This is a genomic window from Achromobacter sp. K91 (assembly GCF_003576205.1).
GTDB classification, from domain to species: Bacteria; Pseudomonadota; Gammaproteobacteria; order Burkholderiales; family Burkholderiaceae_B; genus Achromobacter; species Achromobacter aegrifaciens.
Genome location: NZ_QWFB01000026.1, coordinates 474,600 through 491,461 on the forward strand (window position 1 = coordinate 474,600; position 16,862 = coordinate 491,461).

The window sequence follows — 16,862 nt, forward strand, 5'->3', positions numbered from 1 at the left end:
CCTGGAATCCTCACCAATGGACCTGGAGCGAGTCATGGCTGAACTGATGAACCGAGATGAATTCCGTACCGCGTTGGAAAACGCGATCAAGGGCAAGAGCGCCAACGCTTCGCCCTTTTCCATCGCCTGGGCAGAAGGCAAGCTCAGCCGCCAGCATCTGCAGCGCTGGGCCGAGAACCACTACCACTACGTGGGCCCGTTCGCCGACTACCTGGGCTATCTGTACGCCCGCACGCCCGACTCCTACACCGAGGCCAAGGACTTCCTGCTGGCCAATATGTATGAAGAGGAAATCGGGGGCGACCGCCACACGGACCTGCTGATCCGCTTTGCCGAAGCCTGCGGCACCACCCGCGAACGCGTCACCAACCCCGACAACATGTCGCCCACCACGCGCGCCCTGCAAAGCTGGTGCTACGCCGTGGCCATGCGCGAGGACCCCATCGTGGCGGTGGCCGGGCTGGTGGTGGGCCTGGAATCGCAAGTGCCGTCCATCTACCGCAAGCAGACCCCGACCCTGCGCGAGAAGTACGGTTTCACCGACGAGGAAGTGGAGTTCTTCGACCTGCACATCGTGTCCGACGAAATCCACGGCGAACGCGGCTACCAGATCGTGCTGGAGCACGCCAACACGGTGGACCTGCAGCAGCGCTGCCTGAAGATCTGCGAGATCGGCGCGCAGATGCGGCTGCTGTACACGACCGCGCTCTACACCGACTACGTGCAGCAGGAAATCACGCTGCCCGAACTGGGCCTTGCCGCCTGAGCACACCGCAAGGCCGTCTGGCGCTTTCGTGCCGGACGGCCGCGGCCCCGCAGAACCCAGAGCAGAGTATCCATGCCTACCATCGTGTTTCATAAGGGCGGCCAGACCTACACCGACGTGGTGAAGGACAACACCAACCTGGTGGTGCGGGCCGGCATCAAGCAGTTTCCGTATCCGCATCTGCGCTACGAATGCGGCATGGGCAAGTGCGCCAAATGCGCCTGCCGCGTGCTGGCCGGGGCCGAGCATCTGCCGCCGGTGAACTGGAAGGAAAAAAAGCAGCTGGGCGAACGCATCGACCAGGGTTACCGGCTGGCGTGCCAGCTCTGGCTTACCAGTGACATCGAGCTGGTCCAGGACGTGGAGGCATAGCGGCAATGGACCCGGTATACGTCATATTGACCACCAAGCCCGGCGTATTCCGCACGGAAGCGGACGATGGCGCGGTGGATATCCTTGAAACCTACGATTACGCGTTCTACGGCCGCGCGCTGGCCGTCTACCGCATCGCCCGCCTGCATGGCGACACCAAGCTCATCGTCACCGAGGAAACGCCGCCCTACGTGGTGAACCGCGTGCCCTCCAAATTCCTGGAGAAGTTCGCGTCGGTGGAAGCCGCCCGCAAGGAACTGGCCCACCTGACGCGCTTTGGCAGCATGGAATCGACCTTGACGCTGCGCTCCGGCGCGGTCGCCGCGGAGCACTGAACAACATGGTCCAGATCACATTCATCTCCAATGGCGGCAAGGTCGCCACGGCGCCCGAGAACAGCAATCTGCTGCGCGTGTCGCTCAAGGAAAAGGGCGGCATTCCCTTCAAGTGCGGCGGCGGCCTGTGCGGCACCTGCAAGTGCCGCATCGAGGAAGGGCTGGAAAACACCGACGCCATCAAGCCGAAGGAGCGCAAGCATCTGCGTCCCGAAGACTTCGAGGCCGGCTACCGCATGGCCTGCCAGACCTTCGTCAATGGCGATGTGAAGGTGTCGTGGGTGATCCAGAACGGCAAGGGCGTGGTGGTCGGCGCGGCGTCCGATCCCGTGGAAGCGGCGACCTGAGGGCTGCAAGGCCCTGGCCGACCGGCGCTGGCTCCTGGCCGCGCGGCCGGCTCGGTGTGATGAGTTTCAGGCGCGGTAGGCCCGTTCAGGCCACCGACGCGTGCGGCTGCTGCTGGGCTTCCGTATAGGCCTTGGCGGCGTTATGCACGTGCTGGCTGGCCAGCAGCGCGGCCAGGTCGCCGTTGCCGGCGATGACGGCGTTGAGGATCTGGGAATGCTCATCCCAGTTCTGCTTGGCGCGCAGCATATTGCTGGGCGCGAACAGCAGCGCCGTACGGTCGCGCAACGAACGCATCAGGTCGGTCAGCACCACGTTGCCGCCGATGGTGGCCAGCATTTCGTGGAACTGGGAATTCAGCGCCAGGAACTTGTCCAGCTGTTCGCCGCGCGCCGCTTCCGTGCCTTCGCGCAGGAAGGCCTGCAGGCGTTCCACGGTTTTCTCATCGCGGCGCTGCGCCGCGAGCTTGGCGTTCAGGCCTTCCAGCGTGGCGCGCACCTCCACCATGTCGTAGGCGACGGCGTCGGACAGCACCGACACGGACGCGCCGCGGCGCGGCTCGATGGTCACCAGGCCTTCGGCGGCCAATGCGCGCAGCGCTTCGCGCACGGGGATGCGCGAGACGCCCATTTCCTCGGACAGGCGGCCCTCGACCAGGCGGTCGCCGGGCGTGAACTCGCCGCTGAGGATGCGCTCGCGCAGCTTGTCGCGGATGACGGCAAACAACTGCGGATGCTGCTCGCCGATCTTCAGCGAGGCGGAATGCTGCGTTGCTGCGGCTTGCGGGCTGACGGGTGAGGTTGTCATGGCGAGCAGGTTTGGCTTAATGGATACAGTCTCCATTGTATTACCGGGTGTAGCTGCATGGCTTGGGGGGCGCACCGCATCAGTGTCCCCAAAAAGCCTTGGCCAGTACGCCCAGCGCGCCCAAGGCGCATACCGCCAGCAGCACGCCGCGCACTGCGCGCGGCGGCAGACGGTGGCGCAGCCGGTTGGAGACCGCAAAACCGGCCAGCAGGAAAGGCGCCAGGCTGAGCGCCAGTCCGGCGTGATAGCCCGTATACCGCTTGGCCCATGCCAGCATGGCCAGCGAGAAGATCGATCCCAGGAACAGCACCATGCCGAGCGTGGCGCGCAGGCGCGGCGGCGCCGCGTGCTGCATCACGATGGCGATGGGCGGCGCGCCCACCGAGGTCATGGTGCCCATGATGCCCGAGGCCACGCCCGCGCCGGACACGCGTCCGGGCGTGGCGGAAAAGTGCAGGCCGGCCGCGCTCAGCGCCACGGCCACCAGGATCAGGGCGGCGAACAGCACCCCCAGCGCCTGCGGCGCGAAGCGCGTCATGGCGTAGATCGCGATCAGCGTACCGACGGCGCGTCCCGCCAGCGCGTAGGACACCGAAGGCCAGTCGATGGCGGCCCGCTCGCGCAATGCGGTCAGCAGCGAAATGAAGCCGCCCAGCGTCAAGAGCGGCCCCGGCGCCAACTGCGGAAAGAACATGGCCGCCACCGGCGCGGCGAACATCGCGAAGCCCACGCCGCCCACGCCCTGCGCGATCGCGGCGCCGAACACCACGGCGGCCATGGTGGCGTACTGCAGAAGATCGGGATACGGCAGGGAGGATGGCATGCCTGGAGTAGTCTTTACTATGTATACGATAGTCTATCCAGGATTTTTCCGAATTTCATGAAGTGCTTCAAAAACTAGGGTAATCCCCTGATTTTTCGGCGCTATTCATGGATTTTTCAGAATTATCGCTTTCCCTAGGCGCTGCATATTTTGATTGGTATGACTACAAACGAAATATAGTATACCGAACGTGGCGACATAACTGCCACGCATACAAGGGGAATAGCACATGCAAGCGGACGTAGTGCTCAACGCTGCTCACTGGATGTACCTGATCAGCGTGGCCGCCATCATCCTGACGATGATTCTGCGGGCCAACGTGGTGGTGCCGTCGGTCATCGGCACCTTTCTGGTGGTGCTGGCCATCACGGGCAATCCGATCAGCGCCCTGATAGGCATCTTCTCGGCCAGCTTCGTGGCGGCCAAGGAGCTGTTCAACATCTTCCTGGTGATCACCTTCATGACGGCGCTGCTCAATGCGCTGAAAACCCTGCAGGCGGACGTGCGCATGGTGCAGCCGTTTCGCCGCGTCATGCGGGGCGGGCATTCGTCCTTCCTGATCATCGCCCTCTGTACTTATGTGATCTCGCTGTTCTTCTGGCCGACGCCGGCGGTGCCGCTGGTGTCCGCCATCCTGCTGCCCGCGGCCATCGCGGCGGGCCTGCCGCCCTTGGCGGGCGCCATGGCCATCGCCATCGCCGGCCAGGGCATGGCGCTGTCCTCGGACTACGTGATCGGCGTGGCGCCCAGCATCAGCGCCAAGGCTGCCGGGGCGGCGGTCAGCGCCGCCGTGGTCGCGGACCGCGCGCTGGTGCTATCGCTCATCACCGGCGGGGTCGCGCTGGTGGCCGCTTACCTGCTGATCCGCAAGCACATCGTGCCGGCCGATGCGGGGCTCCTGTCCGCCTGGCAGGCCCGCGCGCAGGACGGCAGCCTGGCGCGCATCGAACAGTCCGGCTCCTTCGACAAGGCCGAGCTGGCACGGGGCACCATGGGCGCGGACCCTGCCTTGCCCAGCGGCCCGGCCCTGAGCGACGAAGAGCGCCGTCGCGTGCGCTGGTCCAAGACCTTTGCCGTGGTGACGCCGTTGGCCTTTCTCGCGGTGATCGCGGTCATGGTGCTGCCGCGCCTGTTCCCGTCCCTGCCCGAGCTGCGCGGCGGCGATGCGGCGGCGCTGGTGGGCGGCGTGGCCTTTGTCGTGATGATGCTGGTGACCCTGGCCGCGGAAGGCCCGCGCAAGATGCTGGACGTCTGTCCGGAACACGTCACCGACGGCTTCGTGTTCGCCTTCAAGGCCATGGGCTCGGTGCTGCCGATCGCGGGTTTCTTCTTCGTGGGCGCCAATGAAACCGCCGCGCAGATCTTGGGCGTGCCGCAAGCGCAGGCGCCGGGCCTGCTGTTCGAGGTGATCTCCGCCGGCCAGCACCTGATCCCCGAAAACCATTTCCTCGTGGCGTTCGGCGTGCTGCTGGTCGGGATGATCACCGGCATCGACGGATCGGGCTTCGCCGGCCTGCCCCTGACCGGCACCCTGTCCGGCGCCCTGGGCCCTGTAGTGGGCGTGGACCCGGCGACGCTGGCGGCAGTGGGCCAGATGGGCGCGGTCTGGACGGGCGGCGGCACGCTGATCGCCTGGTCCTCGCTGATCGCGGTGGCGGGCTTTGCGCGGGTGAACGTGTTGTCGCTGGTGCGCGCCTTGCTGGTGCCGGTGCTGCTGGCGCTGTTCGTCTCCACGATCTGCGCCGTGCTGATCTGGAGCTGATACCTGTTTGTGGCGCTGCTTTGGGGTCCCTGCGGGGACCCTTTTTTCCAGGTGGCGACCTGTCCGGAGCAGGGGTTTACACGTATCGATCCATATTGATTAAAGTATACAATGTTCATAAGCCAACCCGCCCAGGCACTCGCGGCCAGACGGGCGCAGACTAAGGAAGAGCTTCCGTGGACGATCTCTCGCAGCAAACATTCCTGAACCACATCGGCGGCAGCTGGGTGCCCAGCGGCACCGGCAAGACGGCGCCCAACATCAACCCGGCCGACACCAGCGACATCGTGGGTCGTTTCCAGGTGTCGGACGCCGAAGACGCCCGCCAGGCGGTGGCATCCGCCGAGGCCGCCTTCGCCGGCTGGCGCGATACGCCGATCTCCAAGCGCGCCGCCATCCTGTTCCGCGCGGCCCAGTATCTGGAAGATCACGCCAACGACATCGCGCGCGAATTGACCCGCGAAGAGGGCAAGAGCCTGAACCTGGCCCGGGACGAGGTGCTGCGTTCGGCGCAGACGATCCGCTTCTACGCAGTGGAAGGGCAGTCATTCACGGGCGAAACCTATCCCAACGACGATCCGGACATGGTGGTCTACAGCCAGCGCGAACCGCTGGGCGTGGTGACGGTGATTTCCCCCTGGAACTTCCCTATATCCATCCCCGCCCGCAAGATTGCCCCGGCGCTCATCACGGGCAATACCGTGGTGTTCAAGCCCTCGTCCGACGCACCCATGTCGGGCTACCGGCTGACCGAAGCCTTCGTGCAGGCAGGCCTGCCGGCCGGGGTGCTGAACTTCCTGACCGGCCCGGCCGGCGCCGTGGGCGAGGCCATCACCGGTGCGCGCGCGGTACGGGCGATTTCCTTTACAGGCTCCACCGCCGCGGGCGAGCAGATACACCGGACCGCCGGCCTGACCACCCGCACGCAGATGGAACTGGGCGGCAAGAATCCCTTGATCGTGCTGGCGGACGCCGACCTGGACCGCGCCGTGGACCTGACTGTGAAGGGCGGCTTTTCGCTCAGCGGCCAGGCCTGCACCGGCACCAGCCGGGTGCTGGTGGACAAGCGCGTGCGCCAGGCCTACACCGACAGGCTGCTGGCCCGCATCAAGACGCTGACCATAGGCAACGGCCTGGACGGCAACTTCGACCTGGGGCCGCTGGCCACCGCCAAGCAGCTGGACAACGTGCTGGGCTACGTGGCGGTCGGCAAGCAGGAGGCCACGCACCTGTACGGCGGCGACCGCCTGACGGGTGCCGGGTTCGAGCGCGGCTATTACGTGTCGCCCGCGCTGTTCACCGACGTCACGCAGCAGATGCGCATCGCCCGTGAAGAGATTTTCGGCCCGGTGATCGCGCTGATTGAAGTGGACGGCTACGAAGACGCCATTGCCCGCGCCAACGACACCGAATACGGCCTGTCGGCCGCCATCGCCACCACCGATGCGCGCTATGCCCACCGTTTCGCCCGCGACATCCAGGCCGGCACCGTGAAGATCAATCGGACCACCACCGGCAACCTGATCAACGCGCCGTTCGGCGGACTCAAGCACTCCAGCACTTCCACGTTCCGCGAATCGGGGCGCGTGGGACTGGAGTTCTACACGCAGATCAAGACTGTCTACCGCGCCGGCTGAGGCTGCGGTCCCTACACGCAAGCAAAGGAGGTCATCCCCATGAAGCAGGTCTATCGTCTGGAACTTGAAGAAGCGCGCATGATGGTGCGCGCGGCCATCGCCAAATCGGAAGAGATCGGCGTGCTGGAGACGATTTGCATCGTCGACGACGGCGGCTATCCCATCGCGCTGGAACGCATGGACGGCGCCCGCATCACCGGCCCGCAGATTGCCTGGAACAAGGCATTCACAGCGGCCGGGCACAAGCGTTCCACGCATCTGTTCAACACGCCGCCCAACGGTCCCGCGCTGCCCGGCAACGAAGCGTTCGGCATCCAGTGGAGCTTTGACGGCAAGTTCGCCGTGTTTGTCGGCGGCTTTCCCATTGTGGTCAACAACGAAGTGATCGGCGGCGTGGGCCTGAGCGGCGGCAACGGCGAACAGGACACCAAGGCTGGTCTGGCCGCGCTTGCGGCACTGGCGACGCTGCTGGAGCCGCGCGGCATGAAAGTGCTGGTCGAGGCTGACATCAAGAAATAAGCGAGGCCGGCCATGGCATACCGCGTGCATATCCTGCAAACCGACGAGTCGTTCCAGGTCGAAGAAGGCGAATCCGTGCTGCAGGCCGCCGAACGCTCGGCGGTGAAGCTGCCGCACGAGTGCACCTTCGGTGGCTGCGGCACCTGCCGCATCAAGCTGGAATCCGGCGCCGTGGAGTACGAAGAGTTCCCCATGGCCCTGACACCCGAAGAAGCGGCCGAAGGCTACGCGCTGGCCTGCCAGGCCCGGCCCCTGGGCGATCTTTGCATCAGCGTGGCCAGCAGCCGGCAGTCGTTTCCCGAACCGCGCCGCCTGCCCGCCACCATCCACCGCATCGAGCGCTTCTGCGATGACGTCATCCACCTGACGCTGGCGCTGCCAGAAGCGGGCCTGGAGTACGTGCCGGGCCAGTACATGAACGTGGTGCTGCCCGACGGCGAGACGCGCAGCTTTTCCATGGCTTCGGCGCCCGCCGGCAACCTGGTGGATTTCCATGTGCGTCGCATTCCCGGCGGCCGTTACACCGATCAGTGGCTGGGCCAGGCGCAAGCCGGCGCCGGCGTGGAGATCGAAGCGCCGCTGGGCGTATTCAGCTACCACGAGGAAGACTGGCGGCCGCTCATCATGATGGCCACGGGGACCGGCATCGCGCCGATCAAGGCCATCATGGAATCGCTGCTGGACAACGAGGACTGCCCGCCCGTCACGCTCTACTGGGGCATGCGCACCGAAGCAGACCTGTATCTGCGCGACGAGATCGAAAGCTGGGCGGGGCGGCTGTACGAATTCAACTTCGTGCCGGTGCTGTCGCGCGCGGGCGCCGATTGGCAGGGCCGCCGCGGCCATGTGCAGCAGGCGGTCCTGGAGGACCACCAGGATCTGTCCGAGCACGCCTTCTACCTGTGCGGCGCGCCAGACATGATCCACGAAGCCAAGAGCCTGCTGGCCGCGCGCGGCGCCAGCCTGGATCACATGTACTCCGACAGCTTCACCTTCCAGCACGCGCTGGCCGCGGCCTGAGCGGCCGCGCCGGCGCCTAGCGGTACACCAGCACCGGCAGCTTGGTGCGCGCCAGCACGCGCTGGGTTTCGCTGCCCAGCAGGAAGCCCGTCATGCCGTGGCGGCCGTGCGAACCCATGACGATCAGGTCGCAGCCCTGGTTCTGCGCGGCCTCGACGATGGCTTCGTGCGGATGGTCGTTGACCGTGACCACGGCATTGCACGGCACCAGCGCGTGGCGCGCTTCCATTTCCAGGTTGTCCAGGTAGGTTTGCGCATTCTTGCGCGCCTGGTCGGTGTGGTGCGCCTGCGTGGTGCCCAGCATTTCGGCCTGGTAGACCAGCAGATGGTCCTCCGGAATGGCGCGGATGAGCGTGACGGTGGCTCCCATTTCCTTGGCGAAAACAAGAGCGCGCTTGAAAGCCGATTCAGACAGAAGGGAGCCGTCCACGGCGACGAGCAGGTGCTTATACATGTTGCCTCTCCTTTAGGAAAAGGAATCGGGAGCAACTAGCCAATCCAGTATAGGCTCGCCGCCAGGTGCAAGCCAGTCCTGCATACGGACGAGGCGTCCGGGCGGCAGTCTTCGCATATTTCCCAAAGCGGCCGAACCCGCGCTTCAACATAACCTCATATCGACTAAGTATTTTTCGGCGCCGCGCGGCGATGACAGAATCGGTTCGACTTCTTGAACCCACCGCCGGAAACGACCCTTCATGTCATCGCCACGTCACCAGGCTCACGCCCGCGTCCTTGCCATCGCCGGCAGTCCATCGCAGCGCTCCCGTTCCTCGGTGCTGCTGCGGCACGCCGCCGGGATCCTGCAGCGGCGGGGCTTGAGCGTGGGAGAACTGGGCTTGCGCGATATCCCCGCCGAAGACCTGATAGAAGGCAACTACGCCGGCCCCGCGGCCAACGCGCTGCGCGCACGCGTGGCGGCGGCAGACGCGGTGGTGATTTCCTCGCCGGTCTACCAGGCTTCCTTTTCCGGCGGGTTGAAGGCGGTGTTGGACCTGCTGGATCCCAAGGCGTTGGCCGGCAAGGTGGTGTTGCCCATCGCCACGGGGGGCAGCCCGGCGCATCTGTTGGCGCTGGAGTATGGCTTGAAGCCCGTGCTGTCAGCGCTGGGCGCGCGCCACATCCTGGCGGGCGTCTACGCCACCGATACGCAGGTTCGCCTGGACGAATTCGGCGCGCGCGAGATAGACGGGGAGGTCAGCCGGCGGCTGGATGACTCGGTGGAGCGTCTGTCCGAGCTGGTCTTGCCGCGCGTCGCCGTTTCCAGCCCATCCTACGATCTGGGCCGGCTCGCGTTGGCGGGCGCCTTCAGCGTCTGACCGATGCGCCGCGCCCACGCCCGCAACGCTCCCGACGCCCCGGCTCTGCGCTGGCTGGGAGGCGCGCTGCTCGCCGCACTTTGGCTGGGCGGCAGCGAGACGGCCAGGCCGGCGCTGCCGGCGTTGAGCCTGCTTGCGCCGCTCCTGTACCAGACGGTGCGCGGCATACGCGCGGCGGATCCGGCGCTGGTCGAAACCGGTCGGTCTCATGGCTTGAACGGCTGGGCGCTCTATTGGCATGTGCTGCTGCCGGGCGCATTGCCGTTCATCCTGACGGGCCTGAGGCAGGGGCTGGGACTTCTATGGCTGACCCTGATCGCATTGGAACTGTTCGCGACGCCGACGCGATTGGGAATTCCGCAATGGCTGGGCAGCGGTCCGCCGGGTGCGACGACGCTGTTGCTGGCGATTGCGCTCTACGCGGCTCTCAGCGTGGGCTCGGGGGCGCTGGTAAGCGCGCTGGAGCGCTGGCTGCTGCGCTGGAGGCCGCGATGATGTTCATCAATCCCAACGAATTCGAGCTATTGCAGCACCTGGACGTGCGCCAGCCGACGGAGCCGGACGAAGCGCCCGAGGCCGAGCCGCAGGCTGCGCTGCGCGTGACCTTGCGCAAGCTCGCCAAGCGCCACGGCGACCGCATTGCCTTGCAGCCGCTGGACCTGGAGATCGCGGCCGGCGAGTTCGTGGCCGTGGTCGGGCGCGCCGGCAGCGGCAAGAGCACCTTGCTGCATCTGCTGGCCGGCAAGCTTGCGCCCAGCGGCGAGCAAGGTGGCGAGCCGGGCCGTCCGCCGCTGCTGTTCGACAACTTTCCCGTCTGGGAGCCCGACGCCCGCGTGCGTCTCTTGCTGTCGGACTCACGCCTTTTGCCCTGGAAGACCGTGCTGCACAACGTCGCCCTGGGATTGCCCGACACGGGGCCGGCGGCCGAAGCGTTGCGGCAGGTCGGACTGGACGGCCGCGGCGGCGAGTGGCCCGCGCAACTATCCGAACCGCAGCGCCAGCGCGTGGCGCTGGCCCGGGCCCTGGCGCGCCGTCCCGGCTTGTTGTTGCTGGACGAGCCTTTCCAGGAGCTGGATTCGCTGAGCCGCATCGAGGCGCAGCGGCTGCTGGAGGATCTCTGGCGCCAGCAGGGCTTTACCGCCGTGCTGGCGACCGACGACGCGGCCGAGGCCGTGGCGGTGGCGGACCGCATCCTGGTGCTGGACGAAGGCGGCGTGGCGCTGGACGAGCGCGTCGGCCTGGCGCGTCCCCGCGTGCGCGGTTCGGCCGCTGTCGCCGCCCTGGAGGCCCGCGTGCTGCGCGCCGCCTTGCGTCAACAAGACACGCCGGACGCTGGCCGTCCCTTGGCGCCCGTCATCCAGATCCGGCACCTGAGGCTGGCGGTCTGAGACCGCGCCCGGCGATTCCCCCATGGGCGGCATGACGCCGCCCTTTACCCCAGGAGCAAGACCATGAGCATTCAATCCATCAACGCCCGCAACCAGTTCCGCGGCAAGATCAAGGAGATCATCCTGGGTCCGGTGGTGTCCGAGGTGGACGTGGATACGCCGGCCGGCATCGTGACCTCGGTGATCACCACCCGGTCGGTCAAGGAGTTGGGCCTGGAGGTCGGCACCGAGGTGCTGGCTTTCGTCAAGGCGACCGAGGTTTCCGTCGCCAAACTGTGAACCGAGGCAGACCCACGCCGGCGCTTCCCCTGCGCCGGGGTTAGGCATATATTGTCAGCGCGATATCCGGCAGTTCCTCCTGGCTTGTGGCTTTACGCTTGGCGATACACGGAGAACGGAAAATGCGTCGACTGCAACAATGGTTCATCGGCTGGTTATGCCTGGGGTTGGCGGTCTGCCTTCCCGCCACGGCGCAGACCAAGCTGGACAACGCGCAACTGGATCAGTTGATGGCGCCCGTGGCGCTGTATCCGGATTCGCTGCTCTCGCAAATCCTCATGGGTGCGACCTACCCCGACGATGTCGCGGCGGCCGCCAAATGGTCGGCCGCCCACACCTCGGAATCCGGAGACCAGGCCGTCAAGGCGGTCGAGGGCGAGTCCTGGGATCCCAGCGTCAAATCCCTGGTGGCCTTCCCCTCGGTCATGGACATGATGGGCCGCCAGCCTGACTGGGTGAAATCCGTGGGCGACGCCTTCCTGGCGCAGCCCGACGCCGTCATGGATTCGGTCCAGCGGCTGCGCGTCCAGGCGCAGAAGGCCGGCAACCTGAAGAGCACGCCGCAGCAGAAGGTCACCTCCAGCACCACCAACGACAAGACCGTCGTGGTGATCGAGCCGGCCGATCCGCAGGTGGTGTACGTGCCCAGCTACAACCCGACGGTGGTGTACGGCACCTGGGCCTATCCCTCCTATCCGCCTTACTACTATCCGCCGCCTCCGGGCTCGGTGTTCGCCACCTCGCTGGTGGCCGGCATCGGCTTCGGCCTGGGCGTGGCTGCGGTCAACTCCATGTGGGGCGGGTTCGACTGGGGGCATAACGACGTCGACATCGACGTCAACCGCTACAACAACATCAACGTCAACCAGCGCATCGACCGCAACAACATCAACAACAATAGAACGACCTGGCAGCACAACCCGGCCAACCGCGGCAATACGCCGTATGCCGACCAGGCCAGCCGCCAGCGCTTCGACAGCCAGCGTCAGGCCGGCGTGCAGAACCGGGCGCAGGGGGGCCGCGCGCCGGGCGCAGCGGCAGCGCCGAACTCCCGCGATGCCGCGCGCCAGCGCGCGGCGCAGTCGTTCGAAGGCCGTACCGGGCAGTCCATACCCGGCCATTCCGAACCGGGCGCGGGGCGCGGCCAGGGGGCGGGCAGGGGAGACGCCGCGGCCAATCGCGGGCAGGGACAAGGGCAGCGGGCCGGACAAGGCGGGCAGGGCGGACAAGGCGCCCGCGACCGGGCGCAGGGCGGCGGGCAGGCGCAGCACAGCCGGCCTGCCTCCAGCGTGTCCACGCAGGACCGCCAGGCCGCGGCCCAGCGCCAGCGCGCCGACGAAGCGGCCGCACGCGACCGCGGCCGCGCTTCCAATAGCGCCAACGCGCTGAGCGGCGCCGGCAACGGCGACCAGATGCGGCAGCAGCACACGCGCAGCGAGATGAGCCGCGGCGGCGGTGGCGGCCCGCGCGGCGGCGGACATGGGGGCGGCGGACGCGGCGGTGGCGGCGGCGGACATTTCGGCGGCCGGAGATAAGCATCATGGACAAGGGAACTCTCATGACCATTGCTCGTTTGCGCGCGCTGGGCGCCGCGTCGCTGCTGGCGCTGGGCCTCGCGGCTCCCGCCGCGGCGCAAAGCCTTTATCCGAGTCCGCAGGCCGCCGCCGACGCCTTCGTCGACGCCATGGCCACCAGTGACCTCGACAAACTGGCCAAGGTGTTGGGGCCGAATCATCGCAAGATCGTGCCGGGCGGCGTGGCGCAGGACGACATCTACCGTTTCCTGGCGGCCTGGTCGCGCAAGCACGAGATCGTGGCCGATGGCGGCCGTTCCTGGCTGGCGGTCGGGGATTCGGGCTGGACGCTGCCCGTACCCATCGTGCGCGCCGGGCAGGGCTGGCGTTTCGACCCGGCGGCGGGCACGGCGGAAATCCGCCGCCGCGCCATCGGCCGCAACGAACTGACCGCCATCGAAACGCTGCGCGAGCTGCAGGCCGCGCAGGGGCGATACAAGGACAGCGTGGGCCAGGGACGCTACGCGAGCCGCCTGGTCAGCCGTCCGGGACAACGCGACGGGCTGTACTGGCCCGAGGTGCCGGGCGCACCGCAGCAGGCCTACGGGTTGGACGCGCTCAGCATGGGGCCGGAGGTGCCGCTGGACGACGCTTACTACGGCTACCGGTACAAGGTGATACCGGGCGCGGACGCAGGCTCGTACCGAATCGTGGCCTGGCCGGCGCGCTACGGGCAGACGGGCATCGACTCCTTCGTCGTCGGTCCCGACGGGCGCGTGTTGGAAGCCGACCTGGGACCCGCGTCCGCGGCACGCGCCGCGGCCTTGCGGGAACGCGATATCAGTGCCGGAACCTGGACCGACGCCGACGCGCAACCCGTTGGCAGCAAATGATTTTTCCGGCTTCCGATGAGTAATCGGGACACGCCTGTTGCTGGGTCGCAACAGGCGTGTCCGTTTGTCCGCATCGGGTAGCGCGACGCCCTTTTGTCAGCCCGCTGTGCCTAAAATGGCGAGCACCGGGACCCTGCCCGATACCCCTTTGCCGGACCTAGAAATTGAACCCCATGCATTTTGTCCGCTACGCCCTCTTCGGCGTAGGGATGGCGCTTAGCGCCGCGGCGGCCTCGGCCCCGATCTTCGTCCTGAACTCCCTGGACGCCAACGTCAGCATCGTCGATCCGGCCACCTACAAGGAATTGCGGCGCGTGCCCACGGGCAAGGAGCCGCATCACCTGTACCTGACTCCCGACGAAAAGTCGCTCATGGTGGCCAACGCCACCAGCGATTCGATCACGCTGATGGATCCCAAGACCGGTGAAGTGCAGCGCACGCTGACCGGCATCGTCGATCCCTACCAGTTGCAGTTCTCGCCGGACATGAAGTGGTTCGTGACCGCGGCCAACCGCCTGGACCACATCGACATCTATTCCTGGCATCCGCTGGAAAAAGGCTTCGACCTCAAACTGGTCAAGCGCATCCAGGCCGGCAAGACGCCCAGCCACATCATGATCGACAAGGCCAGCACCACGGCCTACGTGACGCTGCAGGACAGCGATCAGCTCATCGCCATCGACCTGGCCACGCAGACGCCGAAATGGACGGTGTCGGTGGGCAAGACGCCTGCGGACGTATTCCTGACGCCCGACCAGAAAACCCTGCTGGTGGCGCTGACCGGCGACTCCTACGTCGAGGCCTACGACGTCAGCAACGGCCCGGCCAAGCTGGTGACGCGCATCAAGACCGCCGCGGGCGCCCACGCCTTCCGCGCGCAGGGCGACCACCGCCACCTGTTCGTCAGCAACCGCACCGCCAACTCCATCAGCCGCATCGACCTGCAGACGCTGGCCGTCACCGACACCTTCCCGGTGCCCGGCGGTCCCGACTGCATGGACGTGCTGGCCGATGGCAAGACCCTGCTGGTCACCTCGCGCTGGGCCCGCAAGCTCACCGTGGTGGACCTGGAGCAGAAGAAGGTGGTCAATCAGGTGCCGGTGGGCAAGTCGCCTCACGGCGTCTGGACGCTGAACCATGCTCCTACGAGATAAGCGCGTCCACGCCGCGGTGATGCTTGCGCTGGCCTTTCCCAGCATGGGAATGGCAGCGCCAGCGACCTGCGACAAGCCTGTCTACCTGACGTTCGATACCGGCCACATGGGCGTGGCCCCGCTGATCGCGGACGTATTGGCCCGCCACAACGTCAAGGTCACTTTTTTCCTGGCCAACGAGCGCACGCTGACCGACGGCTCCAGCCTGGATGACGTGTGGGCGCCCTGGTGGAAGGCGCGCGCGGCGGAAGGCCATGTCTTCGGCTCGCACACCTATGACCACGTCTATTGGCAGGCGGATCTTCCTGGCGGCAAGTTCCGCGTCAAGCCCAGCGCCGGCCCGGACGCGGGCAAGCGCGCCGAATGGACGCCCGAGCAGTATTGCGCCGAGATCAAGCGGTCCGTCACCCGTTTCCATCAGATGACGGGCAAGAACATGCTGCCGATCTACCGCGCGCCGGGCGGCAAGACCTCGCCTGCGCTGCTGAAGGCGGCCAAGGCCTGCGGCTTCGAGCACGTGGGCTGGGCGCCCGCCGGTTTCCTGGGCGATGAACTGCCCAGTGACAAATACCCCAACGCCCGCCTGCTGGACCAGGCGCTGCGCACCATCAAGCCCGGCGACATCCTGCTGGCCCACCTGGGCATCTGGTCGCGCCAGGATCCGTGGGCGCCAGCCGTGCTGGAGCCGCTGATTGAAGGTTTGCAGCGCAAGGGCTATTGTTTTGCTACCTTGGACACGCACCCGTCCTATCGCGATTGGATCGCTAATCATCACTGATCATGGATACGCTTAGTCAATTGTTCGGAGAGTGCCAGCAATGGCTCTTCGAAACGGCGATTCAGCCCGCGCTGTTCCACCTGGGCATGAGCAACTTCATCGAGGACGGCTACGACGCCACCATGTGGCTGCTGGTCGGCCTGCTGCAGATTGTCGTGCTGGTTTTGGTGTTCGGTCCCCTGCAGCGCCTGCGCCCCGTGGAGGCGGTTACCGACCGTCGCCAGATCGGCATCGACGTGCTGTACACGCTGATCCACCGACTGGGCGCTTTCCGCCTGCTGCTGTTCTTCACCATCGACCCGTTGTGGGACAGCGTGTTTGGTCAGCTGCACGTCTGGGGTTTCGCGCCTTTCCAGCTGGACCAGTACTGGCCCGGCGTGACGGACAAGGCCTGGGTCAGCCTGATCATCTACCTGTTGCTGTTCGACGCGGTGGACTACATCTACCACCGTGCCCAGCACCGTTTCGGCTGGCTTTGGGCTTTGCACGCCGTGCATCACAGCCAGCGCCAGATGACCATCTGGAGCGACGACCGCAACCACCTGCTGGACGATATGCTGCGCGACGTGCTGGTGGTGTTCGTGTCGCAACTGGTGGGCGTGCCGCCGGCGCAGTTCGTCATGGTGGTGGCCATCACTCAGCTGGCGCAGAGTTTCTCGCACGCCAATCTGCGCATGCATTTCGGCGCCATCGGCGAGCGCCTGCTGGTCAGTCCGCGCTTTCACCGCCACCACCATTCCATCGCCTACGACGCCTCCACGCCGGGTCCGGTGGGCGGCTACAACTTTGCGGCGCTGTTTCCCATCTGGGACGTACTGTTCCGCACCGCCCGCTTCGGCGTGGGCTACGGCCCCACGGGCATTCATGACCAGCAGGCGGAACTGGGCGGGCGCGATTACGGCCGCGGCTTCTGGTCGCAGCAGTGGCTGGGCTTGAAACGCATGGTGGGCCGCGACCGCGAACCCGCCGCCGCGCCGCCGTCGCCGCCGGCCTCGGTTGAACGCGCCTGAAAGCGGCCTGGCCTCAAAGGCCGCGCATGAAAAAACGAGCCCGCTTGAACTGACCCCCAGAAGTTGGATGGTCAGAAGCTAAAGGCCGAAGGCCTGAGCTCGGTACTGCACCGGGCTCAGGCCTTTTAGCTTGAGCTTGATGCG

Annotated in this window: 21 protein-coding genes; 17 read left to right on the top strand and 4 right to left on the bottom strand. The window is 66.5% G+C overall.

From position 1 onward, the window contains the following. Positions 1-34 precede the first annotated feature (34 nt). The 4 genes from DXK93_RS09410 (at position 35) to DXK93_RS09425 (ending at position 1,820) form a co-directional block, all read left to right on the top strand. The gene (locus DXK93_RS09410; protein ID WP_054455904.1) at positions 35-766 is read left to right on the top strand and encodes a TenA family transcriptional regulator; all 732 of its coding nucleotides are present in this window, start codon (positions 35-37) and stop codon (positions 764-766) included. Between the two features lie 72 nt (positions 767-838). After that, on the top strand, positions 839-1,138 hold the full coding sequence (locus DXK93_RS09415; RefSeq protein ID WP_054455328.1) for a 2Fe-2S iron-sulfur cluster-binding protein: 300 nt from the start codon (positions 839-841) through the stop codon (positions 1,136-1,138). 5 nt (positions 1,139-1,143) lie between these two features. Beyond that, positions 1,144-1,473 carry a hypothetical protein gene (locus DXK93_RS09420; RefSeq protein ID WP_054455326.1) on the top strand — a complete coding sequence of 110 codons (330 nt, stop codon included), beginning with the start codon at positions 1,144-1,146 and terminating at the stop codon, positions 1,471-1,473. Further along, positions 1,470-1,820 (top strand): 2Fe-2S iron-sulfur cluster-binding protein, encoded by a 351-nt coding sequence (locus DXK93_RS09425; protein WP_054455325.1) that lies wholly within the window; start codon positions 1,470-1,472, stop codon positions 1,818-1,820. Before DXK93_RS09420 ends, DXK93_RS09425 begins: the two co-directional genes overlap by 4 nt. A gap of 85 nt (positions 1,821-1,905) precedes the next feature. On the opposite strand, the gene DXK93_RS09430 is transcribed toward DXK93_RS09425, so the two are convergent. Next, positions 1,906-2,625, bottom strand: a complete 720-nt coding sequence (locus DXK93_RS09430; protein WP_054455322.1) for a GntR family transcriptional regulator — start codon at positions 2,623-2,625, stop codon at positions 1,906-1,908. A 79-nt stretch (positions 2,626-2,704) separates the two neighbouring features. Further along, positions 2,705-3,448, bottom strand: a complete 744-nt coding sequence (locus DXK93_RS09435) for a sulfite exporter TauE/SafE family protein (protein ID WP_054455320.1) — start codon at positions 3,446-3,448, stop codon at positions 2,705-2,707. Between the two features lie 229 nt (positions 3,449-3,677). Between DXK93_RS09435 and DXK93_RS09440 the strand changes: the two genes are divergently transcribed. The 4 genes from DXK93_RS09440 (at position 3,678) to DXK93_RS09455 (ending at position 8,386) form a co-directional block, all read left to right on the top strand. Then, complete coding sequence (locus tag DXK93_RS09440; RefSeq protein WP_119449910.1) at positions 3,678-5,210, top strand: hypothetical protein; 1,533 nt, start codon at positions 3,678-3,680, stop codon at positions 5,208-5,210. Between the two features lie 176 nt (positions 5,211-5,386). Further along, entirely contained in the window at positions 5,387-6,847 is a 1,461-nt protein-coding gene (locus DXK93_RS09445; RefSeq protein WP_119449911.1) for an aldehyde dehydrogenase family protein, read from the top strand. Between the two features lie 39 nt (positions 6,848-6,886). Then, positions 6,887-7,366, top strand: a complete 480-nt coding sequence (locus tag DXK93_RS09450) for a heme-binding protein (RefSeq protein WP_119449912.1) — start codon at positions 6,887-6,889, stop codon at positions 7,364-7,366. A 12-nt stretch (positions 7,367-7,378) separates the two neighbouring features. After that, on the top strand, positions 7,379-8,386 hold the full coding sequence (locus DXK93_RS09455; RefSeq protein WP_119449913.1) for a 2Fe-2S iron-sulfur cluster-binding protein: 1,008 nt from the start codon (positions 7,379-7,381) through the stop codon (positions 8,384-8,386). Positions 8,387-8,402: 16 nt separating this feature from the next. Here DXK93_RS09455 and DXK93_RS09460 read toward each other — a convergent pair whose 3' ends face one another. Further along, complete coding sequence (locus tag DXK93_RS09460; protein WP_054455315.1) at positions 8,403-8,840, bottom strand: universal stress protein; 438 nt, start codon at positions 8,838-8,840, stop codon at positions 8,403-8,405. Positions 8,841-9,081: 241 nt separating this feature from the next. Between DXK93_RS09460 and ssuE the strand changes: the two genes are divergently transcribed. The 9 genes from ssuE to DXK93_RS09505 all read left to right on the top strand — a co-directional run bounded on the left by ssuE (position 9,082) and on the right by DXK93_RS09505 (position 16,718). Beyond that, positions 9,082-9,702 (top strand): NADPH-dependent FMN reductase, encoded by a 621-nt coding sequence (gene ssuE / locus DXK93_RS09465; protein ID WP_054455313.1) that lies wholly within the window; start codon positions 9,082-9,084, stop codon positions 9,700-9,702. A gap of 3 nt (positions 9,703-9,705) precedes the next feature. Continuing rightward, positions 9,706-10,197, top strand: coding sequence for an ABC transporter permease subunit (locus DXK93_RS09470; RefSeq protein WP_119449914.1), 492 nt, complete (start codon positions 9,706-9,708; stop codon positions 10,195-10,197). Then, positions 10,194-11,090, top strand: coding sequence for an ATP-binding cassette domain-containing protein (locus DXK93_RS09475; protein ID WP_119449915.1), 897 nt, complete (start codon positions 10,194-10,196; stop codon positions 11,088-11,090). The genes DXK93_RS09470 and DXK93_RS09475 overlap by 4 nt, the downstream gene beginning before the upstream one ends. A 63-nt stretch (positions 11,091-11,153) precedes the next feature. Next, positions 11,154-11,369: a molybdopterin-binding protein gene (locus DXK93_RS09480; protein ID WP_054455309.1), complete on the top strand. Its 216-nt coding sequence runs from the start codon at positions 11,154-11,156 to the stop codon at positions 11,367-11,369. 122 nt (positions 11,370-11,491) lie between these two features. Next, the gene (locus DXK93_RS09485) at positions 11,492-12,904 is read left to right on the top strand and encodes a DUF3300 domain-containing protein (RefSeq protein WP_119449916.1); all 1,413 of its coding nucleotides are present in this window, start codon (positions 11,492-11,494) and stop codon (positions 12,902-12,904) included. Between the two features lie 23 nt (positions 12,905-12,927). Next, positions 12,928-13,776 (top strand): DUF2950 family protein, encoded by an 849-nt coding sequence (locus DXK93_RS09490; RefSeq protein WP_233564522.1) that lies wholly within the window; start codon positions 12,928-12,930, stop codon positions 13,774-13,776. 173 nt (positions 13,777-13,949) lie between these two features. Continuing rightward, a complete protein-coding gene (locus DXK93_RS09495; RefSeq protein WP_054455303.1) occupies positions 13,950-14,930 on the top strand; it encodes a beta-propeller fold lactonase family protein in 981 nt (326 codons plus the stop codon). After that, a complete protein-coding gene (locus tag DXK93_RS09500; protein ID WP_166738279.1) occupies positions 14,914-15,708 on the top strand; it encodes a polysaccharide deacetylase family protein in 795 nt (264 codons plus the stop codon). The genes DXK93_RS09495 and DXK93_RS09500 overlap by 17 nt, the downstream gene beginning before the upstream one ends. A 2-nt stretch (positions 15,709-15,710) precedes the next feature. After that, positions 15,711-16,718, top strand: a complete 1,008-nt coding sequence (locus DXK93_RS09505; protein WP_054455301.1) for a sterol desaturase family protein — start codon at positions 15,711-15,713, stop codon at positions 16,716-16,718. Between the two features lie 78 nt (positions 16,719-16,796). Here the strand turns inward: DXK93_RS09505 and DXK93_RS32610 are convergent. Further along, positions 16,797-16,862, bottom strand: a 66-nt coding sequence (locus DXK93_RS32610; RefSeq protein ID WP_370126299.1) for an IS3 family transposase, incomplete at its 5' end; no start/stop codon positions are given.